At 63.9% G+C, this 23,186-nt stretch carries 21 protein-coding genes and 1 tRNA gene; 13 read left to right on the forward strand and 9 right to left on the reverse strand.

Going from position 1 to position 23,186, the window contains the following annotated elements; translation table 11 throughout:
* Positions 1-224: 224 nt before the first annotated feature.
* Both cmk and aroA read right to left on the reverse strand, forming a co-directional pair.
* Positions 225-863 carry a (d)CMP kinase gene (gene cmk, locus AB7Z56_RS00520; protein WP_063980173.1) on the reverse strand — a complete coding sequence of 213 codons (639 nt, stop codon included), beginning with the start codon at positions 861-863 and terminating at the stop codon, positions 225-227.
* On the reverse strand, positions 860-2,197 hold the full coding sequence (gene aroA, locus AB7Z56_RS00525; protein ID WP_063980174.1) for a 3-phosphoshikimate 1-carboxyvinyltransferase: 1,338 nt from the start codon (positions 2,195-2,197) through the stop codon (positions 860-862). The genes cmk and aroA overlap by 4 nt, the downstream gene beginning before the upstream one ends.
* A gap of 170 nt (positions 2,198-2,367) precedes the next feature.
* On the opposite strand from aroA, the gene AB7Z56_RS00530 reads away from it, so the two are divergent.
* The 3 genes from AB7Z56_RS00530 to AB7Z56_RS00540 all read left to right on the forward strand — a co-directional run bounded on the left by AB7Z56_RS00530 (position 2,368) and on the right by AB7Z56_RS00540 (position 3,329).
* Positions 2,368-2,775 (forward strand): TIGR02300 family protein, encoded by a 408-nt coding sequence (locus AB7Z56_RS00530; RefSeq protein ID WP_063980175.1) that lies wholly within the window; start codon positions 2,368-2,370, stop codon positions 2,773-2,775.
* Positions 2,776-2,871: 96 nt separating this feature from the next.
* Positions 2,872-2,947: transfer RNA gene (locus AB7Z56_RS00535), tRNA-Ala, on the forward strand.
* A gap of 145 nt (positions 2,948-3,092) precedes the next feature.
* The gene (locus AB7Z56_RS00540) at positions 3,093-3,329 is read left to right on the forward strand and encodes a GIY-YIG nuclease family protein (RefSeq protein WP_063980176.1); all 237 of its coding nucleotides are present in this window, start codon (positions 3,093-3,095) and stop codon (positions 3,327-3,329) included.
* A 49-nt stretch (positions 3,330-3,378) separates the two neighbouring features.
* Here the strand turns inward: AB7Z56_RS00540 and AB7Z56_RS00545 are convergent, their stop codons facing one another.
* Positions 3,379-3,837 (reverse strand): MarR family winged helix-turn-helix transcriptional regulator, encoded by a 459-nt coding sequence (locus AB7Z56_RS00545; protein WP_028149792.1) that lies wholly within the window; start codon positions 3,835-3,837, stop codon positions 3,379-3,381.
* Between the two features lie 154 nt (positions 3,838-3,991).
* Here AB7Z56_RS00545 and AB7Z56_RS00550 point away from each other — a divergent pair, with 154 nt between their 5' ends.
* From AB7Z56_RS00550 to AB7Z56_RS00590, 9 genes are all read left to right on the forward strand, one after another.
* Positions 3,992-4,417 carry an organic hydroperoxide resistance protein gene (locus AB7Z56_RS00550; RefSeq protein ID WP_045004850.1) on the forward strand — a complete coding sequence of 142 codons (426 nt, stop codon included), beginning with the start codon at positions 3,992-3,994 and terminating at the stop codon, positions 4,415-4,417.
* 176 nt (positions 4,418-4,593) lie between these two features.
* The gene (locus AB7Z56_RS00555) at positions 4,594-5,796 is read left to right on the forward strand and encodes a CaiB/BaiF CoA transferase family protein (protein ID WP_063980177.1); all 1,203 of its coding nucleotides are present in this window, start codon (positions 4,594-4,596) and stop codon (positions 5,794-5,796) included.
* 220 nt (positions 5,797-6,016) lie between these two features.
* A complete protein-coding gene (gene ugpB, locus AB7Z56_RS00560; RefSeq protein WP_063980178.1) occupies positions 6,017-7,333 on the forward strand; it encodes a sn-glycerol-3-phosphate ABC transporter substrate-binding protein UgpB in 1,317 nt (438 codons plus the stop codon).
* A gap of 47 nt (positions 7,334-7,380) precedes the next feature.
* Entirely contained in the window at positions 7,381-8,262 is an 882-nt protein-coding gene (gene ugpA / locus AB7Z56_RS00565; protein ID WP_063980179.1) for a sn-glycerol-3-phosphate ABC transporter permease UgpA, read from the forward strand.
* Positions 8,262-9,110, forward strand: a complete 849-nt coding sequence (gene ugpE / locus AB7Z56_RS00570) for a sn-glycerol-3-phosphate ABC transporter permease UgpE (protein WP_063980180.1) — start codon at positions 8,262-8,264, stop codon at positions 9,108-9,110. The genes ugpA and ugpE overlap by 1 nt, the downstream gene beginning before the upstream one ends.
* 20 nt (positions 9,111-9,130) lie before the next feature.
* Entirely contained in the window at positions 9,131-10,216 is a 1,086-nt protein-coding gene (locus AB7Z56_RS00575) for a sn-glycerol-3-phosphate import ATP-binding protein UgpC (protein WP_063980181.1), read from the forward strand.
* Between the two features lie 308 nt (positions 10,217-10,524).
* The gene (locus AB7Z56_RS00580) at positions 10,525-10,950 is read left to right on the forward strand and encodes an Hsp20 family protein (protein ID WP_018645065.1); all 426 of its coding nucleotides are present in this window, start codon (positions 10,525-10,527) and stop codon (positions 10,948-10,950) included.
* 51 nt (positions 10,951-11,001) lie between these two features.
* Positions 11,002-11,274, forward strand: coding sequence for a DUF1150 family protein (locus tag AB7Z56_RS00585; protein WP_011083553.1), 273 nt, complete (start codon positions 11,002-11,004; stop codon positions 11,272-11,274).
* 153 nt (positions 11,275-11,427) lie between these two features.
* Positions 11,428-12,795 (forward strand): prenyltransferase, encoded by a 1,368-nt coding sequence (locus AB7Z56_RS00590; protein WP_354123842.1) that lies wholly within the window; start codon positions 11,428-11,430, stop codon positions 12,793-12,795.
* On the opposite strand, the gene AB7Z56_RS00595 is transcribed toward AB7Z56_RS00590, so the two are convergent.
* The 4 genes from AB7Z56_RS00595 to AB7Z56_RS00610 all read right to left on the reverse strand — a co-directional run bounded on the left by AB7Z56_RS00595 (position 12,792) and on the right by AB7Z56_RS00610 (position 17,383).
* Complete coding sequence (locus tag AB7Z56_RS00595; protein WP_063980183.1) at positions 12,792-13,643, reverse strand: DUF1194 domain-containing protein; 852 nt, start codon at positions 13,641-13,643, stop codon at positions 12,792-12,794. The genes AB7Z56_RS00590 and AB7Z56_RS00595 overlap by 4 nt on opposite strands.
* Positions 13,644-13,816: 173 nt before the next feature.
* Entirely contained in the window at positions 13,817-15,355 is a 1,539-nt protein-coding gene (locus AB7Z56_RS00600; RefSeq protein WP_063985961.1) for an AMP-binding protein, read from the reverse strand.
* A 57-nt stretch (positions 15,356-15,412) separates the two neighbouring features.
* Positions 15,413-16,543, reverse strand: a complete 1,131-nt coding sequence (locus AB7Z56_RS00605; RefSeq protein ID WP_063980184.1) for a DUF5938 domain-containing protein — start codon at positions 16,541-16,543, stop codon at positions 15,413-15,415.
* 36 nt (positions 16,544-16,579) lie between these two features.
* On the reverse strand, positions 16,580-17,383 hold the full coding sequence (locus tag AB7Z56_RS00610; RefSeq protein WP_063980185.1) for an SDR family NAD(P)-dependent oxidoreductase: 804 nt from the start codon (positions 17,381-17,383) through the stop codon (positions 16,580-16,582).
* Between the two features lie 278 nt (positions 17,384-17,661).
* On the opposite strand from AB7Z56_RS00610, the gene AB7Z56_RS00615 reads away from it, so the two are divergent.
* On the forward strand, positions 17,662-18,300 hold the full coding sequence (locus tag AB7Z56_RS00615) for a TetR/AcrR family transcriptional regulator (protein WP_063980186.1): 639 nt from the start codon (positions 17,662-17,664) through the stop codon (positions 18,298-18,300).
* Positions 18,301-18,425: 125 nt separating this feature from the next.
* Here the strand turns inward: AB7Z56_RS00615 and AB7Z56_RS00620 are convergent, their stop codons facing one another.
* Together AB7Z56_RS00620 and AB7Z56_RS00625 are read right to left on the reverse strand one after the other, a co-directional pair.
* Positions 18,426-19,538: a tetratricopeptide repeat protein gene (locus AB7Z56_RS00620; RefSeq protein ID WP_063980187.1), complete on the reverse strand. Its 1,113-nt coding sequence runs from the start codon at positions 19,536-19,538 to the stop codon at positions 18,426-18,428.
* 150 nt (positions 19,539-19,688) lie between these two features.
* Complete coding sequence (locus tag AB7Z56_RS00625; protein ID WP_063980188.1) at positions 19,689-23,030, reverse strand: autotransporter outer membrane beta-barrel domain-containing protein; 3,342 nt, start codon at positions 23,028-23,030, stop codon at positions 19,689-19,691.
* Positions 23,031-23,186 lie beyond the last annotated feature (156 nt).

A 23,186-nucleotide genomic window follows, 5' to 3' on the forward strand; every position in this document is an offset into this window, starting at 1 on the left:
GGGCGCATCGCACACGCAGTGTCGGAAGGTCCGCAAGACCTTCGAGCGACCGCTCGTTGCTCCGGCATGGAGGCGGAACAGCGGAGGCGGGCCGGCTGAGGCCCGCGCGTTCGATACGTGGAAATCTTGGTCCGGAGCCTGGATCGCGCCGGGCCCAAACAGGGGACCGGGGTTATCGACCTCAAAGAGCGGGAGCGGGCGCTTCCTCCAATGACGGCGGCGGCTTAACCCCGCGACCGGCCCGCTCGGACGGCCTCGATAATGTCGATGGCGGCCCGGACGCCGCCTTCTATATCCAGTTGGGAGTTATCTAGCAAGTAAGCATCCGGGGCCGGTTTCAAGGGCGCAATCGGCCGGTTCTTGTCGCGCTCGTCGCGCCGGATGATGTCAGCGAGCACCGCCGCCTCGTCCGCCTCCTCGCCCCTCGCCTTGGCCTCCATGGTCCTGCGGTGGGCGCGGACCCTGGGGTCGGCCACGACGAAGATCTTCACGTCGGCATGGGGGCAGATCACGGTTCCAATGTCCCGGCCGTCGAGCACGGCGCCGGGCGGATCGGCGGCGAATTGCCGCTGGAAATTGAGCAGGACCTCGCGAACCCTGGGGATCGCCGAGACGATCGAGGCGCCCTCGCCGGCCTCCTGGGTCTTCAGGGCGGGATTGCCGAACTTTTCGGGATCAAGCTCCAGCGCAGCCTGCACCGCAGCCGCCTCGTCCCGGAGATCATGACCGGATTCCACCACGGCGTAGGCCACCGCGCGATAAATGACGCCGGTATCGAGATGACGATAGCCGTAATGGTGGGCGAGGCGCTTGCCGAGCGTCCCCTTGCCCGAGGCCGCGGGCCCGTCGATGGCGATGATCATGAAAACTCGGCCCCAAGCGAACGCATCATCGGGATGAAGTCCGGGAAACTGGTGGCGATGAAGGCGGTGTCGTCGACGGTCACGGGCTGGTCGGAGGCGCAGCCCATCACCAGCGCGGACATCGCGATGCGATGATCCATGTGCGTGGCGACTGTGCCGCCGCCGGGGACATGGCCGCGGCCTTCGACGATCAGGTCGTCGCCGGAGACCTCGACCTTGACGCCGTTGACGCGGAGCATGTCGGCGGTGGCCTCAAGCCGATCGGATTCCTTGACGCGCAGCTCCTGGAGGCCGCGCATGATGGTCGTGCCCTCGGCGAAGGAAGCCGCCACCGCCAGCACGAGATATTCGTCGATCATCGAGGGCGCGCGCTCCGGCGGCACCTCGACGCCGCGCAGTTTCGACGCGCGCACGCGCAGCTGCGCCATGGGCTCGCCGGCATCGCCCCGGACTTCGCTTTCCTCGATCGAGGCACCCATTTCACGCAGCGTGGTGAACAGGCCCGTGCGCAGCGGATTGGTCATCACGTCGGACAGGACGACATCCGAGCCTTCGACAATCAGCGCCGCGACGACCGGGAAGGCCGCCGAAGAGGGATCGGCGGGCACAACGACGGTGGCGCCGTGCAGCTCGGGCTGGCCAACGAGCGTGATGCGGCGGCCGTGCTGACCCTCCTGCGCGGAGGTGATGTCGGCGCCAAAGTGCTTCAGCATCAGCTCGGTATGGTCGCGGCTGGCCTCGGTCTCGATCACCGTCGTGGTGCCGGGCGCGGCCAGGCCCGCCAGCAGCACGGCGGATTTGATCTGGGCCGAGGCGACCGGGGTCTTGTAGGTGATCGGCAGCGGATCGCGCGCGCCCTGGACGGTCAGCGGCAGACGGCCGCCCTCGCCGCCGGACACCACTTTGGCGCCCATCTTCTCGAGCGGGTCGAGGATCCGGCGCATGGGCCGGCTGCGCAGCGAGGCATCACCGTCGAAAACCGCCGAAATCGGGCAGCCGGCGACGGCGCCCATGACGAGCCGGCAGCCGGTGCCGGAGTTGCCGAAATCAAGCGGCGCCCTGGGCTCGGCGAAGCCGGCGACGCCCACGCCGTTCACCCTCCAGGCGAAATCGCCGGTGCGCTCGACCCTGGCGCCCAGCGCCTGCATGGATTTGGCGGTGTTGAGGACGTCCTCGCCCTCGAGCAAGCCCGAAATCCGGGTCTCGCCGACCGCGAGCGCGCCCAGGATGAGGGCGCGGTGGGAGATCGACTTGTCCCCGGGGACCCGTACTTTCCCGGTCAGGGGACCGCTTGCGCGCGACTGAAGCGGCGTCGGCTTGTCGGAATCAGTCAAGTTTGTGTCCTTGGATAGGCCCGAAACGTCCCTGCGGGGCTCGCGGGGCAGGTACCACAAGGTCTGCCCGCCGTCACGGGCATGTCTTTCTCCCGTAATGCGCTATTGACAGCGGGCCGCCAACTAGCCAAGTGAAACACCGCTTTTCAGACATTCCCAGGATTCCTGCCGTGGCCAAGTCCGAACTCGGAACCAAACGTATTTGCCCGACCACGGGCAAGAAGTTCTATGACCTCAACAAGAATCCGGTGATCTCGCCCTATACCGGCGAAGTCGTCCCGATCGCGCCTGTGGCGCCGGCCCGCGCGACTCGCGGCGCCGAACCTCGCCACACGCCGGCTGCCGACACCACGCCGGAGCCGGCAGAAGTCGAAGAGGTCTCGCTCGAGGAGGCCGACGCCGAGGAAAACACCGGCAAGGTCAAGGCCGCGGTGCCCGAATCCGAGGACGACATCGAGGTCGACGAGACCATCGAGGACGATGACGACGATGATTCGACCTTTATCGCCGACGACGAAGAGGGCGATGAGGACGTCACGGACATCATTGGTGATGTCGGAGGTGATGAAGAGACTTGAGATCAGCCCTGATCTGTGAAAAAGGGTGCACCGCGCGAGTCACCAGGCTCGGCGGTCGGGAGTGATCCACCAGGATCCTCCCAACTGGAAGACTAAGGGGCCATAGCTCAGCTGGGAGAGCGCTTGCATGGCATGCAAGAGGTCGGCGGTTCGATCCCGCCTGGCTCCACCAGCCTTCGCTGGCTTCGCCAGCTTCGGCTCGGCAAGCCCTATCGTAGCGAAGGCTGCCGCGGCGTAGCCCGAAGGGCGAAGCCGGGCCTCGGCAAAAGCTGATCCTGAGAGATACTGTCCATCCACTGCGCAAGGCGGGGGATAGGATGAAGTACGTCTACATTCTCGAAAGCCTCGATTCCGGCCATTTCTACATCGGCATCACTGATGATCTGCGAGCCCGGCTCGCAAAGCACAACGCCGGCGAAGTGCCACATACATCAAAGTATGGCCCATGGCGCATCAAGACCTGCATCGCTTTCAGCGATGAGGCTAAGGCTGTTGCGTTCGAGAAATATCTGAAATCGGCTTCGGGCCGCGCATTTGCAAAGAAGCGGCTTTGAGGAGAGAAACTCGCGGCGAGGTACGAGAGGATTGAGCTCGCCGCCCCCCCTACTCCCCGATCACCGCATTCAACCGATCCCGCAGCGCCACGATCTCGTCCTTCATCGCGACCAGTTCCGAGACCGAGCAATCCGACGCCGCCAGGATCGATTGCGGCACGGCGCGCGCTTTTTCCTTCAAGGCATGGCCCTGCGGGGTCAGCGCGATCAGCACCTGACGTTCGTCCTCGCGCGAGCGCGTGCGCCTGACGAGGTGGGCGGCCTCGAGGCGCTTGAGCAGCGGCGTCAGCGTGCCCGAATCCAGGAACAGCTTTTCGCCGATGTCCTTGACCGGCACGTCGTCGCGCTCCCACAGCACAAGCATCACCAGATATTGCGGGTAGGTCAGGCCGAGCCGGTCCAGCAGCGGCTTGTAGACCCGGTTGAAGGCATGCGCGGCCGAATAGACCGCGAAGCAGATCTGATTGTCGAGGCGCTGCGGGTCCAGCGCCGATAATTTCCGGGGCATCGAGAATCTCACGCGGTTTCCTCCATTCTGGGACCGGGCGGCCGTACATTCAATTGCGAACAATTAAATGTGAGGCATGCAAATTTCAATTGCGCGCAATCTAATTGTTTGCGATGTAGGTTCCACCCCAACCCGAAGACCTAAGGAGACGAAAATGTCAGTAAACGTCCTGTATAAGACCAGCGCCAAAGCCACCGGCGGCCGTGACGGCCATGCGGCGACCCTCGACGGCGCGCTCGACGTCAAGCTCACCACGCCGAAGGAACTCGGCGGCGGAGGCGGCGCCGGCAACAATCCCGAGCAGCTGTTTGCGGCCGGCTATGCCGCCTGCTTCATCGGCGCGATGAAGTTCGTGGCCTCGCAGGGCGGCCCGAAGGTTCCGGCTGACGCCTCGGTCACCTCCACCGTCGGCATCGGCCCGCGCGCGGCCGGCGGCTTCGGTCTCGACATCGATCTGGCCGTCTCGCTGCCGGGCCTTGCCCGCGCGGAAGCCGAGGCGCTGGTCGAGAAGGCCCACCAGGTGTGCCCCTACTCCAATGCCACGCGCGGCAATGTCGACGTTCGCCTGACGGTCGTCTGATCAAACGGCGGATTGGCTGGCCCGAGATCCCCCTCGGGCCGGCCGCTTCCGCTTGATTTGCCACGTTGCGGGATAGCGCAGCGGCGGCGCATGCGGCCCTACGCAGCAAGCCATTGCTGGCGCAAAAAAACCTCGCTAGGCCTGTGATCAATGATCGACACAGGGGAAGCGAAGGCATGACTGAAGCCGTTTTGGGCGCAATGAGCGGACTGCGCGTCATCGATCTCACGCGCGTGCTTGGCGGTCCCTACTGCACCCAGATCCTCGCCGACCACGGCGCCGACGTGATCAAGGTCGAGCCGCCCGCCGGCGACGAGGTGCGCGACTGGGGCCCTCCTTTCCACGAGGAAGACGCGGCCTATTTCATCGGCATCAACCGCAACAAGCGCTCGATCGGCCTCGACCTCGCCTCCGAAGGCGGCCGCCTCGTGCTGCTCAAGATGCTCGAGACCGCCGACGTCCTGATCGAGAATTTCAAGCCGGGCACGCTGGAGAAATGGGGCATCGGCAACGATGTGCTCAGCAAGAAATTCCCGCGCCTGGTGCATTGCCGGATCTGCGGCTTCGGCGCCGACGGTCCGCGCGGCGGCAATCCCGGCTATGACGCCATCATCCAGGCCATGACCGGCATGATCGCGGCGACCGGCTCGCCGGAGAGCGGACCGATGCGGATCGGCGTGCCGCTGGTCGACATCACCACCGGCCTCTATGCGGCGATCGGCATCCTGATGGCGCTGTCGGAACGGCAGCGCTCGGGCCAGGGCCAGTTCCTGGAGACGACGCTGTACGAGACCGGCCTCGCCATCATGCATCCGCACACCGCGAATTATTTCATGCACGGCAAGCCGCCGTCGCTCACCGGCAACGAGCATCCCAACCTCGTGCCCTACGCGATCTTCCCGACCAGGACCGACAACATCTTCATCGGCGTCGGCAATGACGGCACCTTCCGCAAGCTCGCCAAGGAGATCGGCAAGCCCGAGCTCGGCACCGATCCGCGCTTTGCCCGCAACAAGGACCGCATCGCCAATCGCGAGGCGCTGCGGGCCGAGCTTGCCGCCGTGTTCAGCCAGCACGAGGCCGAGCCGCTGTGCAATCGTCTGCTCGCCGCCGGCCTGCCCGCAGGTCCCGTGCAGAAGATCGACCAGGCCTTGACCAACCCGCACACGATCGCCCGCGGCGATGTCATCGAGAAGGACTGGTACAAGGGCGTGGCCTCGCCGATCCGGCTCGATCGCAGCAAGCCGAGCCTGCGCCGCCTGCCGCCGAAATTCAGCCAGCACTCCCAGGAGGTGCTGGGCGAGTTCGGCTACTCCAAATCGGAGATCGACGCGATGGTCGAAAAGGGCACCGTCTGCGGCCCCGAGCGCAAGCGCTAAACGCCCTCGCCGCCTCACCCGAGCAAATGCCGCACTGCGGCGCGGGCACGCATGTGCGCCGCGAACGGAGGAGGCTGCGCGCTCGGCATTCGCCTATTTGACGGCTTCCCATTTGGCCGCGCTTGCTGCTTTCGTTTCTCCCGCTTACACAGTCATGTGAACGTCATATGGCGCTGCTAGCGCAAGCGCTTCTTTTTGACGGCCCAAGGGAGGTTTCTTGATGGCTCTTCGACACTTTGGCGCGGCTGCCGCGCTTGCAGTCACCGTTGGTTTTGGCGCTTCGCCGGCGTGGGCAGTGACCGAAATCCAGTGGTGGCACGCGATGACCGGCGCCAACAACGACGTCATCGTCAAGCTCGCCACCGACTTCAACGCCTCTCAGACCGACTACAAGGTGATCCCGACCTACAAGGGCAACTATCCCGATACGATGAACGCCGGCATCGCGGCGTTCCGCGCCGGCAACGCCCCGCACATCATGCAGGTGTTCGAAGTCGGCACCGCGACCATGATGGCCGCGACCGGCGCCGTAAAACCCGTCTACAAGCTGATGGCCGAGGCCGGCGAGAAGTTCGACCCCAAGATCTACCTGCCCGCCATCACCGGCTACTATTCGACCTCGAAGGGCGAGATGCTGTCCTTCCCGTTCAACTCGTCGTCGACCGTCATGTGGGTCAACCTCGACGAGCTCAAGAAGGCGAACGTCGAGATCCCCAAGACCTGGCCCGAAACGTTCGAGGCCGCCAAGAAGCTGAAGGCTGCGGGTCATGACACCTGCGGCTTCTCCGGCTCCTGGGTCACCTGGGTCAATCTCGAGCAGCTCTCCGCCTGGCACAACGTGCCGCTCGCCAGCAAGGCCAACGGCCTCGACGGCTTCGACACCGTGCTGGAGTTCAACGGCCCGCTCCAGGTCAAGCATCTCGAAACCCTGGTCGAGCTGCAGAAGACCAAGACCTACGACTATGCCGGCCGCACCAACACCGGCGAAGGCCGCTTCACCTCCGGCGAATGCCCGATCTACCTGACCTCGTCGGCGTTCTTCGGCAACGTCAAGGCGCAGGCCAAGTTCAACTTCACCGCCGTGCCGATGCCATACTATCCGGACGTCAAGGGCGCGCCGCAGAACTCGATCATCGGCGGCGCTTCGCTCTGGGTGATGGGCGGCAAGTCGGCCGACGAATACAAGGGTGTCGCGAAGTTCCTGACCTTCCTCTCGGACACCGACCGCCAAGTCTACATCCACAAGGCCTCGGGCTATCTGCCGATCACCAAGGCGGCCTACGCCAAGGCGAAGGAAGAAGGCTTCTACAAGGATCAGCCCTATCTCGAGACCCCGCTGATCGAGCTGACCAACAAGGAGCCGACCGACAATTCGCGCGGTCTGCGCCTCGGCAACATGGTTCAGCTCCGTGACGTCTGGTCGGAAGAGATCGAGCAGGCGCTGGCCGGCAAGAAGACCGCCAAGCAGGCGCTGGATGCTGCCGTCGAGCGCGGCAACACGATGCTGCGCCAGTTCGAAAAGACTGCCGTCAAGTGAGGCGATGAGCGGCAGGCCGCAAGCCGGCCTGCCGCTCACCTGACATCATGCAAAAGCAAGCCATTTTCCAAGCAAAACTATTGCCCTACGCGCTGGTTGCGCCGCAGCTCGCGATCGTCCTGATTTTTTTCTACTGGCCGGCCGCGCAGGCGGTGATCCAATCCTTCCTGCTCCAGGACGCCTTCGGTCTGTCGACAAGCTTCGTCTGGTTCGAGAATTATCAGGACCTGTTCAAGGACCCGGCCTATTTCGAGGCGGTTGTCCGTACGTTCGTCTTTTCGTTCGCCATCGCCGTCTCGTCGCTGTCCTTCGCGCTCTTGCTCGCCGTGATGGCGGACAAGCCGCTGCGCGGCTCAATGCTCTACCGCACGCTGCTGATCTGGCCCTATGCGGTGGCGCCGCCCGTCGTCGGCGTGCTCTGGATCTTCATGCTGCATCCTTCGCTCGGCGTGCTGTCGCGCTATCTGCGCAACCTGGGCGTCGACTGGAATCCGCTGCTTGACGGCAACCAGGCGGCTGGGCTGATCATCCTCGCCGCGGCGTGGAAGCAGATCTCCTATAATTTCCTGTTCTTCCTCGCCGGCCTGCAAGCCATCCCCCGAAGCGTGTTCGAGGCCGCCGCGATCGACGGCGCCCGTCCGATGCGGCGGTTCTGGACAGTGACCTTCCCGCTGCTGTCGCCCACGATCTTCTTCCTGCTGGTCGTCAACATCGTTTACGCCTTCTTCGACACCTTCGGCATCATCGACACCATGACCCGCGGCGGTCCCGGCACATCGACGGTCACGCTGGTCTACAAGGTCTATTCTGACGGCCTGCTCGGCGGCAATCTCGGCAGCTCGGCGGCGCAGTCGGTGATCCTGATGGTCATGGTCATCGTGCTGACGGGAATCCAGTTCCGCTTCGTCGAACGCAAGGTGACCTACTGATGGTCGAAGAAGAGGGCTTTCGGCGCTACGTCGCCCACGCGATTCTCTGGATCGGGATCGCGATCGTCGCATTCCCGGTCTACATCGCGATCGTCGCCTCGACCCAGGACAACGCCCTGATCGCGAACGGGCAGATGTCGCTGCTGCCGGGCGGCCATTTCTTCGAGGTCTACTACAAGACCATCTTCGTCGGCACGAGCGGCTCGACCCGCGAGCCCGTCGGCAACATGATGCTGAACTCGCTGGTGATGGCGCTGGCAATCGCGATCGGCAAGATCGCGATCTCGATCATCTCGGCCTATGCGATCGTGTATTTCCGCTTTCCGTTCCGGATGGCGATCTTCTGGATCATCTTCATCACGTTGATGCTGCCGGTCGAGGTGCGCATCTATCCGACCTACAAGATCGTCGCCGATCTGCACATGCTCGACAGCTATGCTGGCCTCGCGCTGCCGCTGATCGCGTCGGCCACCGCGACGCTGCTGTTCCGCCAGTTCTTCATGACCGTGCCGGACGAGTTGCTGGAGGCCTCGCGCATCGACGGTGCCGGCCCCTTGCGTTTCTTCTGGGATACGCTGCTGCCGCTGTCGCGCACCAACATGGCGGCGCTGTTCGTGATCCTCTTCATCCTCGGCTGGAATCAATATCTCTGGCCGCTGCTGATCACAACGCGCGACGACATGCAGACCATCCAGGTCGGCATCCGCAAGATGATCACCACTACCGATGCGCTGACCGAATGGCCGATCGTGATGGCCACCGCCGTGCTCGCCATGCTGCCGCCGGTGTTCGTCGTCGTCGCCATGCAGAAATTGTTCGTGCGCGGCCTGGTCGAGACCGAGAAGTAGGTTTTTGGGAATGAGTTTTCATGGCTAACGTCACCCTGCGCAACGTCCGCAAGACCTATCCCGGCGGCTTCGAGGCCATCAAGGGCGTCAACGTCGATGTCGGCGACGGCCAGTTCTGCGTGCTGGTCGGTCCCTCCGGCTGCGGCAAGTCCACGCTGCTGCGCATGGTCGCAGGTCTCGAGACCGTCACCGGCGGCGAGATCGACATCGGCGGCCGAATCGTTAACCAGATCGAGCCCGCCGATCGCGACATCGCGATGGTGTTCCAGAACTACGCGCTCTATCCGCATATGAGCGTCTTCAACAACATGGCCTACGGCCTGCGCAACCGCGGCATGAAGGAGGCCGAGGTCAAGACCCGCGTCGACGAGGCCGCACGCGTGCTCGAGCTCACGCCGATGCTGGAGCGCAAGCCGCGCCAGCTCTCCGGCGGCCAGCGCCAGCGCGTCGCCATGGGCCGCGCCATCGTGCGCCAGCCGAAAGTCTTTCTGTTCGACGAGCCGCTGTCGAACCTCGATGCAAAGCTGCGCATCGCGATGCGGGTCGAGATCCGCAAATTGCAGCGCCGGCTCAACACGACCTCGATCTACGTCACCCACGACCAGCTCGAGGCGATGACGCTCGCCGATATTCTCGTGGTCATGAATGGCGGCCAGGTCGAGCAGGTCGGCAATCCGCTGGCGATCTACGAGAAGCCGGCGACGACCTTCGTCGCCTCCTTCATCGGGGCACCGCCGATGAACCTGATGTCGACGCGCGCCGATGAGATCAAATCGCAGCTCGACGGCAGCGCGACCGAGGCCGGCATCCTCGGCATCCGCCCGGAAGATTTCGTCATCACCGACCAGACCCCGGCCGGCGGTGTCGCACTGCCGCTGACCGTGGAAGCGATCGAGCGCGTCGGCGCCGAAACTTTCGTCTACGGCACGCGGGCCCAGGACGAGCAGCGCGTCGCCGCCACCCCCGGCGAGCTGCCGCCCGGCGAGGTCATCGTCCGCATTCCCGGAACCGAGGCCCCAGCCATCGGTGAGAGGATCCGCGTCGCCGCGGTACGGCCGAAGCTGCACCTTTTCAGCGGCGACGGGCGGACGCGGATCGAGGCCTGACCGGTTCCGAGGGCCGGCCGATCAAAAACGCGAAAAACAACCCCATGCACAGTAGCCGGGGGTTTGATTTCATTGAGATAAATCGGCGGCCGACTCGTCATGCCCGGGCTTGTCCGAGCATTTGCGTTCCCGGTGACGAATTGGGCGCTTCCGCGCGACCGCGGGCGGGGTCAGGCGCGAAAATGGGCAATCCACAGGCTCCCGCTACGTCCTTGAACCGACACGGGGTTATGACCATATTGCTGACCAAGGGGCGCCGCTTCCGGGCCCCGAAATGCCAAAGTCGCTTCGAGAGGACTTTGTAAACTATGTCTCGTGTTCCCACGCTTTCCAGTCCGTTCCTTCTGGGCTTCGACGAGATCGAGCGCGTGCTCGACCGCGTCGTCAAAGGCGCCGACGGCTACCCTCCCTACAATATCGAGAGGTGCGACCGATCGGACGGCCAGCCCGAGCGGCTGCGGATCACGCTGGCGGTCGCCGGATTCACCCGCGACCAACTCGATGTAACCATTGAGGAAAACCAGCTCGTGATTCGCGGGCGTCAGCAGGACGACAAGTCCCGGCAATACATCCATCGCGGCATCGCCGCGCGCCACTTCCAGCGCACCTTCGTGCTGGCGGAGGGGATGCTGGTGCTGGGTGCGGATCTGAAGAACGGGCTGCTGTCGGTCGATCTTGCCCGGCCTGAACCGGAGAGGATCGTTAAGACAATCGCTATCAATGAGCACGAATAATGGAACGAGTAGCGGACTCGACCGCTTAGTTTCTGTGAAGGAGTCGAGACCATGAGTGAAGGTCACGTTGCGTTCGAATACGAAGCCAAGAACGTCTCGCCCGAGACGCTGGCAACCCTCGGCGAAGGTCATATCGCCTATGTGAAGCAGATCCGCTCCGAGGATGTGCCGGGCCTGTTTCCCGAGGCGCCGAAAATCGCGCCGGGCCTCAAGCTCTTCGCGCTCCACGCCGCCGACGGCACGCCGATCATGCTGACCGACAGCCGCGAAGCCGCGGTCGCCAACGCCTGGAGCAACGAGCTGCAAGCCGTGAGCGTGCACTGACGCACGCTTAGCGCGACATCTGCGAATTCAAATGCGCGGGCATGCCTCAAGGCGGCCCGCGCATTTTTTATGGGCCATCTGGCGAAGCGTCGACGTTCCGGCCTAGCATCGGGCTCAACGCCGAAGCGGGGTGCTCTGAGAAGAGAATCGAGAATGACGTCGGACGGTCCAAGTGCGGTGCTCTCATCCGAAGAGATCGAGGCGATTGCGCGCGATGCCATTGCGGAAGCTCAGGCGGGAAGAACACAGGCCGCGTTGCACAAGCTGATGCCGCTGCGAAAAGCGCAGCCCCGGCAGCCCGAAGCCGCCATGGCATTGCTGCGGGTCGTCCATGATCGATGCTTGCAAAGAGAAGCCGCGATAGACGTTCTGTCAGAGGTCGCACAATCTCACGATCAGGACTTCTGGATTCTCTCGACTGTAGGGCTCTGCCTTGAAGCAGCGCGCGACATTGACGATCTCAATGCACCGCCGCCCGATATTGCATTGTTCCGTTTGGTCGTCGAAAAACTGAGCGGGTTGGCCAAGGTCCACGAGGGGCAACCCGAACAGGAACCGATTCTCGAAGGTCTGGCCACTGCGGCGCGAATGCTGTCGCGCCAGCAAGATGCGATTGCCAAGAGCAGCTATCGGAAACTCACCGAACTCAATCCGCAAAACAGCACCCACCATTACAATCTGGGTCTTTTCTACAAGACACGCGGCAGATTCGCAGATGGCGCGACCGCAAACCAGATCGCAGCCAGCCTCGCGGACGAAGTCACCGAGAGTTACGAGTGGAATCTTGGTATCTGCGCCACCGGCGCAAAGAATGCCTCTCTGGCACTGGATGTCTGGAGGCGCATGGGGCTTGCGATCGAGATCGGGCGCTTTGGCTTGCCGGAATGCTCATTGTCTCAATGCAAGGTCAAGCTGGCGGAGCGGCCCCTGGCGGAGCGCACGGCCGATCAGGACGATCCGGGCGCGGAGGAAACCATCTGGATCGAACGGTTGAGCCCGTGCCACGGCATCGTCCGCAGTGTGCTCTACCAGAAGCTCGGCGTGGACTATGGCGACGTCATCCTGATCGACGGCGCGCCGATTACACATCACACGTATGGTGAGGTGCAGGTCCCGGTTTTTCCACATTTGGCGACGCTGGAGCGGCGGAACTATCAGCTATTCGACTTCGCCGGCACACAGGATTCGGCACGGCAACTGGCGGACTTGACCGCAGAGCTGGATGAGGACGCCGTCGTCTATTCGCATTCCGAGAGCTTCGTGATGATATGCGCGAATTGCTGGCGCGACCCCGATCTCGATCACGACCGTCACGAGGCAATAGAAAAGCACGTCGTCACGGGGCGAATTGCCGCTCCCGCGGGAATGGCCCCCGCACGACTGCTGGAGTTGATCGACAAGGCTATCGAGAAGCAGGAACGGCGCTGCCAACTCTATGCGCCAGATCTTTGCAAGGCGGCAGGGCTGGTGGCGCGTGAGGCGATCGACCGACGTCGGTTCGCTTTGCTGACGGGCAACTAGCGCATGATCCGTCGCCCGCGCTCCCGCCATTTTTCTTCGCCGACCAGACAGGACACCCGGGGCTCATTCTCGGCAGTTGGGACGATCCTCCCCTCCGGCGCGAGGCCCGCAACTTCGAGAACAAGCTTGGTCCGGATCGCTTCCTGGAATTTTTCGCGATCCTTGATTGTCATGATGAAGGCACCCGGCCCTCCGATCACGCAGTCCTCGTAATACAGATCGAGATTCTCGATATCGGTCGTCAAATAGGACGGCTCCTTCACCATGATCGGCAGGCCGTTGATGATGATGCCTTTCTCAACGGCAGCGTCGCGCGCGCCGGTGACGGGGGCTCCGTCGTTGTTCGGCCCATCGCCGGAAATGTCGATGACGCGCCGCGACCCGCGATAGGGATTTTCTTCGAACAGCTGCACTGCGAAATTGATCGCGCCGGAAATCGAGGTGCTCGAACCTCGGCGAATCGGCGTTTTCATGATCTCGGCGGCCACGGCGTCCGCCGATTCCGGGCCGTCGATCACGCGCCACGGAATGATGATCCTGTCGTCGCCCGACATCGACCACTCGAAATAGGTCAGAGCCACCTTGCTGGCCGGACGGGCCCTTAGCGCCTGAAGAAAGTCTTTCGAGACGATGGCCTGTGCATAGCCCTCGCGCTGAATGGCGAGTTCGTCCAGATCCATCGAATAGGAGACGTCGACGGCGATAACGAGCTCGACATTGACGGACAGTGCGCTGTGCCTGGCGTCGGCTATCCCTGATTTCGGGCTCGGCGCGGCAATGCTGGCAACGTCACCTCCGACGATCGCCCCCGCAACAAGCACCGCCCCGACCGAGACACACCAGCGCATGGCGGCCCTCCCGTCCGTTCAAAAGCATGGTGACACCCAAAACGCGCATCGAAAAGCGGAAACATGCCTTTGCCTGCCCGGACACGGATGAGAGTTCCAGGCCCGCGCGAATGTCCGCGTCAGCGCGTCTCGCGGATATCTTCGAAGCGATGGGCGCTGCAATAAGATGCGCCTCAGCCGCCTGAACGCTCCGCCAGCCGCGCGCGGATGTCCGGCTTCAAGACCTTGCCGACCTTGGAACGCGGCAGGTCGTCCCAGACTTCGATCTGCTTCGGTGTCTTGACGCTGCCGATCCGCGCCTTGACGAAGGCAGCCAGCGCCGTCGCATCGACGCTTTGGCCGGCGCGGGGCTGCACCACGGCGACGATCCGCTCACCCCATTTCTCGTCCGCCAGCCCGATCACGGCGCAATCCTGCACCGCCTCATGCGCCCGCAGCGCGTTCTCGACCTCGATCGAGTAGACGTTGAACCCGCCGGTGATGATCATGTCCTTGGCGCGATCGACGATATAGAGGTAGCCGTCGTCGTCGATGTAGCCGATGTCGCCGGTGTGGTGCCAGCCATGCGCGGAGGCCTCCGCCGTAGCCTCGGGATTTTTGTAATAGCCCTCCATCACCAGCGAACCGCGGACCACGATCTCGCCGCGGGCGCCGGTCGGCAGCAAATTGCCGTCGCTATCCATGATGCCGGCCTGCACCAGCGGGCTGATCCGCCCGGCCGAGGCGAGACGCTCCATCGCGATCGTGCCGTCGGCATTGTAATGCTCGCTAGGTGCCATCATCGAGATCATCATCGGCGCTTCGGTCTGACCGAACAACTGCGCCATCGGCCCGATACGCTGGAGCGCTTCCGCAAGCCGCGCGGCCGAGATCGGCGCCGCGCCGTACCAGAAACATTGCAGAGACCCGAGCCTCGCGGAGTCGAGCTTCGGATGATCGAGCAGCATGTAGATCACGGTCGGCGGCAGGAAGGTGTGCGTGATACGGTAGCGCTCGATCAGATCGAGAAATTCTGCGATGTCGGGGTGATGCATGATCACGATGCGGCCGCCGAGCGCCATGATCGGGAAACACAGCACGCCGGCCGCGTGGGTCAGCGGCGCAAGCGCGAGGTAGATCGGGCGGCCCTTGAAGGGATAGCCCATCAGCGTCAGGGCCGTCATCGCCTCGATGTTGCGGCCCGACAGCATGACCCCCTTCGGCTTGCCTGTGGTGCCGCCGGTGCCCGGGATCATCGCGAGATCGTCGACCGCCTCGCGTTGATAATGGTCGTCGGCGAGGCCGGCGAGCCAGCTGTCGAACGAAGGCGCGAAGGGCAACTCAGCATCGAGGCAGACGACGGCGCGCAGCTTTGGCAGCTCTGCACGCACCGCCTCGACCATCGGCGCGAAGCTTGAATGAAACAACAGCAGGCTGCAGTCGAATTGCTCGAGGATGAGCCGATTTTCGACCGCCTCGTTGCGCGGATTGATCGGGCACCAGACCGCGCCTGCGCGGGAAATGCCGAACACGCAGGCAAACGCGACCGGATCGTTGCCGGAGAGGATTGCGACCTTCTCGCCGGCAGCAATGCCCGATCGCGCGAGCCCGCGCGCGACGCGGTAGCTCAGCCCCTGCACCTCGCCATAGCTGAGGTCGCGTCCATCCATGGTGAGGCACGGCGCGTCGGCGCCGAGCGAGGCACCTTTGTCCAGGTAATCGATGAAGCGCATGATCAACACCCGAAGCGGTAGCGGGTGACGCGGAGGTCCGCGCCACCCGCGATTGACTTAATCGTGCACGGTCAGAACAGGCTTGCTGACGAGCCCGAAGCTGCGCAATTGCCCGAGCAGCTCGTGATGGCCGAACGCCTGGCAGCCGGAGGCGAAGCCTACGCGCTTGGGCGGCTGCTGCAACAGATGGGCCGCAGCATAGGCCTGCAACATGCCGGTCTGCTTGTAGTTGCTGTTGCCGTTGATGACGCAGTGCGCGCGCCCCAACGGGCCGGAGGCATGTACCGAATCCATCGACTTGTTGACGCGCGGGTTCTCGCGCGGCGGCATGGTGTTCATCACACCGGCGGCGGTCTGCGCCAATGCGGCGTAGCGGTCGTCGGGATTCATATCCTTGGTCGCCTCCAGCGCGGCCGCGACGATCTGCGGCACGCCCAGCATCAGCGCGCGATTGAACACGCCGCCCAGCACCTTCACGTTGGCCACGCGCGGATCGCGCTTGAACCACACCGGGTGCGAGGTGCCTCCCCAGGGCAACGCCAGCGCCAGCTCGTGCTGACCAGGGATGGCGAGGTTGTAGAGGCCGGCATCGGGCTGATGCTCGACGTACTTGTTCTGCTCCAGGTAGTAGGCCTTGGCCATCGCGGCGTTGACCAGGATGGTCTGCGTCGATGCGATGGTCGGGCTGCCACCCCAGAACACGGCAATGTCCAGCGTGTCGAGGCCGGGCGTCTCCAGGCACAGCTGCGCGGCGATCTCGCCGGTGGTGTACATCTGCGCGATGCCTGGCGCCAACAGCAGCCCGGCATTGGCGAACTTCGTGCCCCACTCCTGCTCGAGCGTGATCAGCCAGTCCTGCTCACCGGTGGTGTCGGTGTAATGACACTTGGAAGCGAGGCAAGCCTGCACCACTTCGCCGCCGAACTTGGCGAAGGGACCCACGGTGTTGAGCACCACCGAGGCGCCCTTGAACAATTCAGTCAGCGCAGCCACGGTGTGCGGCACCTTGACCACCTCGTAGTCGGCGGTCTCGATGCCCGCTACATTCGACTTCATCGCGGCGTTGAGCTTCTCATTGCTGCGGCCGGCGGCGATGAAGGGGATGTTGTATTCGCGTAAGTATTCACAGACCAGCCGGCCGGTATAGCCGGAAGCGCCATAGACGATGACGGGCTTCTTCTCGCTCATTGCGTTCCTCCGAAATGCTTGTTGTCGGCTTTGTCGTTACATGCCCATGCCGCCATCGACCGGCAGTCCGATGCCGGTGATGAAGCGCGCCTCGTTCGAGCACAGGAACACCGCGGCATCGCCGATGTCCGTGACCTCGGCGAGACGGCCGAGCGGGGTTTGCTCCACCACCGAGCCGACTGCGGCGTTGACGTCGGCCGCGAGCCCGACCTTGACGATGTCGTTGGCGAGCTGCATGCCCATGTCGGTCGGGATCAGGCCCGGATAGATGCAGTTTACGCGCACGCCGAAACCGAGCTTGCCGGCTTCCATCGCTCCGACCCGCGTCATGCGGTCAACCGCGGATTTGGTGCCCGAATAGACCGCGATGCTCGGGAAGGCGATCGTTGCCGCAACCGAGGCGATGTTGACGACGGCGCCGCCCTTGCCGGCCGGCCCGCCCGGGCGCATGGCACGGAAGGCGTGCTTCATGCCGAGCACGGTGCCAACGATATTGACGTCGCACATCCGCCGCGCGTCCTCGGCCTTGACCTCGGAGATCAGCGACGTGATCTCGATGCCGGCATTGTTGATCAGAATGTCGTAGCCGCCGAGGGTTGCGACGGTCTTGGCAACCGCCTGCTCCCATTGAGCGTCGTCGGTGACGTCGAGCTGGACGAAGCCCGTGGCGACGTCTTCCTTCGCGATAGCGGCTGCGCTGGCGCGGCCGGTCTCTTCCAGGATGTCGGCGATCATGATCGAGGCGCCGGCTCGCGCCAACGCTTGCGCGATGGCCGCGCCGATTCCTCTAGCACCGCCGGTGACCAGGGCGTTCCTGCCTGCAAGGCTCTTCCCACTCATGACGCACTCCTCCGTTGCTGGTGATCGATTCGTGCTGCGCCAATCGGCGCGCACCAGGTCGATGGGCGCAGGCCTTTCGGCGGCACCCAGCGAAGCGTTCCTCCATGGTCGGACGTCTTGACGACTGTCCAAATTCTTGGTGCGAACCTCCGCCAAAATCTTGACACTTGTCAAGAACGAATTTGACAGTTGTCAAAGGAAGTGGTTGTGAGGGATGGAGCATTCCGCGGTCGACGCGGTATAAGTCCTTGAAAGAACGGGACTGAGGAAGGAACGAGATGGCGCGGCAGGTGACGGGAGCGGCCCGGCGTGTGGCTGATGCGGCCGAGGTGCTGCGCGACGAGAAGTTCAACGCGCGGCGCGTCGAGCTTGCCGAGGCCGCGCTCGAAACGCTTGGAGAGCTCGGCTTCGCACGCACCAGCCTGCGCGAAATCGCGCAGAACTCGGCGTTCACGCACGGCGTGTTCCACTATTATTTCAGCGACAAGCTCGACCTGATCTGCTGCTGCGTCCGCCACTACAAGGCGAAGTGCGTGACGCGATATGACGATGTCGTCGCGACAGCAACGAGCCGCGACGAATTGACGGAGGGTTTCCTCGCCAAGCTCGCAGCAACGCTGCAGAACGAAGCCCGTATGCACCGCCTTTGGTACGACCTGCGCTCGCAGGCGATGTTCGAGGCGGCGTTTCGCAAGGATGTACTCGAGATCGACAAGAGCCTGGAAGCGATGATCTGGCGCATCGCCTCCCGCTATGCCGAGCTCGGCGGCAAGCGGCCGGCGTCGTCGTCCGCCGCGCTCTATGCGCTGTTCGACGGTCTATTCCAAAGTGCGCTGCTTAAGCACCTCGCGGGTGACAAGACGGCGATTCCCGAACTGCTCGACGAAGTCCGGCGCCTGTTGCCGACGGTCTGCTGAAGCGCACGAGCGGCGCCGGCGAAGGCTCTGCAGCGCACCGCTCTCGACGATGCTTCGCATCGCGAGGGAAGCGCTGCGCTGCGTCCGGGGGACTAGAGCGGAGATGCACGCTCTTTCGAGACGCATCACTTCAAAAAGCCAAGTCCTTCGCGCGCCGTGTCCACGGCCCATTGGTCGCCCGGCGGCAGCGCGAGCACGCTTTTGAAATCCGCGCGCGCCTTGGCGGAGTCGGACAGCTTCATGTAGAGGATGCCGCGATTGACGAGCGCGATCTGATTGCCGGGATCGAGCCGGATCGCCTCGTTGTAGTCGGCGAGCGCGCGGTCGTTCTCGCCCATGTCGCGAAACGCACTGGCGCGATTGCTGTAGGCCATCGAATTTCCCGGCTGCAGCCGGATGCCCTCGTCGAAATCGGCAATGGCGCGACGATCATCACCCTTCTTGCGCCAGGCGGTTGCACGAACGAAGTAGGCCTTCTCGAAGGAAGGCATGATCCTGGTGACGTCATCAAGCTCGCGGATGGCATTGTCGGTGTCGTCCTTTTTCAGGAGAACGATGGCCCGGCAATAATGGCCGCCAGCGCTCCCGGGCTCCAGACGGACGGCGGTGTTGCAGTCGTCGAGAGCCTCGTCGATCTCGCCCTTGTTGAAATGGACGGTGCTTCGCAGCTCGTAGGGCCATGCGGCGGCGGGATTGCGCCGCATCGCCTCGTTGTAATCGGCGACGGCATGATCGGAGTCGCGCTTCGCCGCATACGCTTCCCCTCTCTTGATAAGAGCAAAGTAGGCTTGCTTGGGATTGCGTTCGATGGCCTCGGTAAACGCGCCGATCGCCAGATCGAAGTCGCGCTGGTTGAAATATTCGAGGGCACGGGAGGTGTAGGACGGACCGTAGCCGGGATCGAGGCGAATGGCCTCGTTGTAATCGGCCAAAGCGCGATCCCGTTCGCCCTTCGCCGAATAGGCGCGGCCGCGGCAGTTATAAGCCCGCCCGAAATTCGGATCGATCCGTATCGCGGCGCTGCAATCCTCGAAGGCGCGATCCCTGTCCCGCTTGAGGTACCAGGCTTCGCCACGCAGCTCGTAAGCAACCGCGTTTGTCGGATCAGCCGCAATGATCTCGGTCTTTTCGGCGATGACGCGGTCGTTGGACGTATCATCGGCATGAACGGCAACCGTCACGGCAATGGTGACCGCGCAAAACAGACCGAAAATCCGGCCGATCGAACCGCAATTCATGGCTCAAAAAACCCTGCATCGAACCCGCGCCGGGTCGCGCAAGCGGGTGACGGTCGTATCCGGCGGAGAAACATCGCAGCGCCCGGCTGCGAAAATAAGTCGCAGACGGCGGGGCTTCGGTTCGAACGAGTAAGTGCCGCCTCTGCGGTCTCACCAGGCGTAGCGCAGGACGCCCTTGCCGGCGTAGCTGCGCGTGAGGTTCGAGAACTCACCTTCAAACGTCGCTGCCGTGGACCAGCCGTTCAGCCATTGCCTTTCCACTGAGGCCGTGACGAGCGCGGCCTCAGTGGCTTGCGCTGCGCCGTTGACGACGAAACTCGCGCCGGGCAGCGTCTGGAAGGTCGCTCCGATCGCGCGATCGGGGTTGAAGTCATGGACCCAGGCGAGGCGGCCGCGCAGCGTGGTGACGCCGTCCGCCGCGGCAAAGGATTTGTCGGCACGCAGGCCGAATTCGCTGCGGGTGTCGGTGACGCTCTTCGCAGCGTAGCTCAGGGCAAAGGTGCTGGTCCCCGTGATTGCCTGCTCCGTATAGGACGGCAGGTCGAACGTGGTGAACTGGACTGCGGCATAGGGCGTGAGGCCAACGCCGCCGATCACGGGCGCCACGAAGCGATAGCCGCCTTCGAGCCGGCCGGACCAGGCGTTGGCATTGAAGCGGGCCTGGAGGTGATCGGCCCCGGCGATGGTCACAGTGCGATCGGTGGTGACGTCCTGCCAGCCATAGGCCAGCGCGCCCGTGACATAGGCCGCCCCGGCATTGTGCCGCACGAACGCGCCGGCCTGGAACAGGTCGGAGCGGCCAGTGCCGCCATTCGCCACCGAGAAGCTGGTGCCGCCGCCGGCAAGGGCAAAGCCCGCGACGGTGTTGGGCGAGAACCAGTAGTCGGCTCCCGCCGCAGTGCCTGCGATGCGGCTGGTGGTGCTGTTCGAACCGAGCGTCGCATCGCCGTCCGTGGTCTGCGAGCCGCCGAAGCCAGCGGCCCAGACATTCCAACGCTGCGCGAAGGTCTGCGCCGGCGCCTTGCGCGACATCGCGGCATAGGCGTCGCGCTCGGCGCTCGTGCGCTTGCGGCCGCCGGCATAGGCGAGCGCATCGCTGTCGTCAGTTGCGTAGCCCGTCGCACCGGACGACGAACGCGGATCGCCGCGCCCGGCGGCGAACGGATCGGTCAGCACGCCCATGAACTGGTTCATCGCGTTGAACGTGGTCTGCTGCGTGCCGGCCGCCGTCTCGCCCGAAACCTGCGTCAGCGGATTGAGCAGAGCATTGCCCGAGAGCGCGAACAGCGGGTTGAAGCCGGCCGGCAGGGGAGCGCCGCCGATCAGCGCACTATCGATGCCCGCCGCGACGTTCCTCTGATTGACGTTGGCGTTGCCCGGCAGCGACGGCGACAGCAGGCCGGCATCGAGCGTCAGCAGCACGTCGTTGCCGACATAGCTCAGCCGCGCGTTGCGGGCGAAGCTGGTGGCGGTGAGGAAGTCGACACCGGAGAAGGTGCCGTTCACCGTGCCCGCCGTCGCGATCGTATAGGTCGTGGTCGCCGCGACGCGCGCCAGCGGATCCACCATCACCTTGCCGGCGAGGCCAGCCGTACCGCTGACGTTGAGCCGGTCGGCACTGTGGGGGTCAACGTCCACGATGAATTTGCCGCCCCCGCTCTGAACGAAATTGCCGGTGAGCGTCGTGGTGCCGACAGTGCCGAGACCTGATGGAGCCAGGATGCCGCTATTGCCCAGCATGTTGCCGGCGCCGAGATCGACCGTCGCGCCGCTGTTGAGCACGCTGCCCGAAAGATTGTTGAAGGCGTTCGTGCCGCTGCCGAGACCGACATTGCCGGTGACCGTGCCGGCATTGTTCACCGTGTCGTTGCCGGTGCTGGCAACGATGGCGTAAAGGCCTCCCGCGACCGTCGCTGTCGCACCGATGGTCAAGGTATTGGTTACGCCGCCGGCCATATTAACGCCCGCAGCAGCGCCGGATAAGACACCGCCATTGACCGTGACGCCGATATTGCCGCCCGCACTCGCATAGATCGCGTTGCCGGTTGTCGAGGTGACGTTGCCGGTGCTGTTCAGCGTGGTGGTGCCCACGCTCTCGGCGTGGATGCCGTCGCCATACGCACTGACATTTCCCCGGCTGATGACCGACGTGTAGCCGGCATAGCCAACGGCATGAATTCCTTCAGCGCCGGACGAGGTGATGTCGCCGGTACTGTCCACCGTGACGTAGTACCCGAGCATCCCACCCGCAAACGCGTAAATGCCGTAATCGCGCGCGCCGATGTTTCCCCGGCTCGTCACCACGACGGCATTCGTCCCCACGAGATACATGCCGGTGCCGTTGCGCGAGGTAATGTCGCCGATGCTGTCCACGTTGGTGCCGATCTGGGCGCCCGCGAGGATGCCGTAGTCGTTGCCGACGAGATTGCCGCGGTTGGTAATGTAGACGTCGTTCAGAGCATCCGCATAGATAGCCATGCGGTCGGACGTGATGTTACCTCCATCATGCGTGATCCTTACGGATCCTCGCCCCGAGTTCCCTTGAATGCCGAAAAGGGCAGAGATGTTTCCGCTGTGCCGGATCACTGCATCGCCAAGATCTGCGGAGGCGAGGATGCCGGCGGTCGCGGCAATGTTTCCGATGCTGTCGATCGTGGCACCAAAGTCAGCGAACGCGTAAATACCGAGACTGGCCGCGTTGATATTTCCGACATTGGTGACAGAGATGCCGTAGGTGTACGTCTTGGCATAAATGCCGCTACCATTGCTGGAGGTGATGTCGCCGCTGTTCGTGATGGTGATGGCGTCGCCATAGCCGGAATGGGCGTTAGCGTAAATGCCATCAAGATATGCAGTGATTGTGCCGCGGCTGGTGATGTTGATGTCGACGATGCCGAAAAGGCCAACTGTGGATGCGTGGATGCCGAAACCGCCAGCCGAGCTGATGTCGCCGGTGTGGTTGATCGTCACCACCCCGGTTTCCCACGACCCCGTCGCGGCGGACGAGGCACGAATGCCATCGGCGGCTCCGGTCACGATGATGGAATGGGGCGCCATGTCGTTGTTGATGGTGACCGCGCCGCTCGAGCGCACGAATTCTATACCGGACGTGCCGGCGGCCGGCGCGATATTGGTCGTCAGCGAATTGGCGTTGAGCGTGTCGACGAGGGCCTGGTTGAAATCAGCGGCACCGATCCCGGCCGATTGATCGCCGGTGCAGCTCGCGGTCGTCCCGGCCGTCGTGCAGCCATTTGGTCCGGCTTGCGCCGGCCGCGGTTCCATCAGCCACAGCGCGCCGCTGGCCGCTGTCCCAAGCAGCGCCACGCGCCAGCCACGGCTCGCGCTCAGCGCCTGGAACGTGCTCGCCCCTTCGCCGGCAGGAGCGCGGTCGTTGGTAAGATCCGATTCGGCAAGTCGGGCGAATCGCGCCCGATCGTCTTGCCGCCGTCCCGCGGTTGCGCCGAAGCGCAACGGCACCTTTTTCTTCCCCATCACGTCCACCCGCGTGCCCCTTGCGTCCTGGGGCGACCTTAAGGGACTCGGGCGCGGTACAATGTGCCGGGCGTCTCAAGCGGAAAAGTTTTCGCGTTGTCGGTTCTTGCAGGATCACCACATCCCGCGCGCGCATGCCACGAGGATGGCCGGCGT

Source organism: Bradyrhizobium sp. 482_C4_N1_8 (assembly GCF_052075965.1).
GTDB classification, from domain to species: Bacteria; Pseudomonadota; Alphaproteobacteria; order Rhizobiales; family Xanthobacteraceae; genus Bradyrhizobium; species Bradyrhizobium barranii.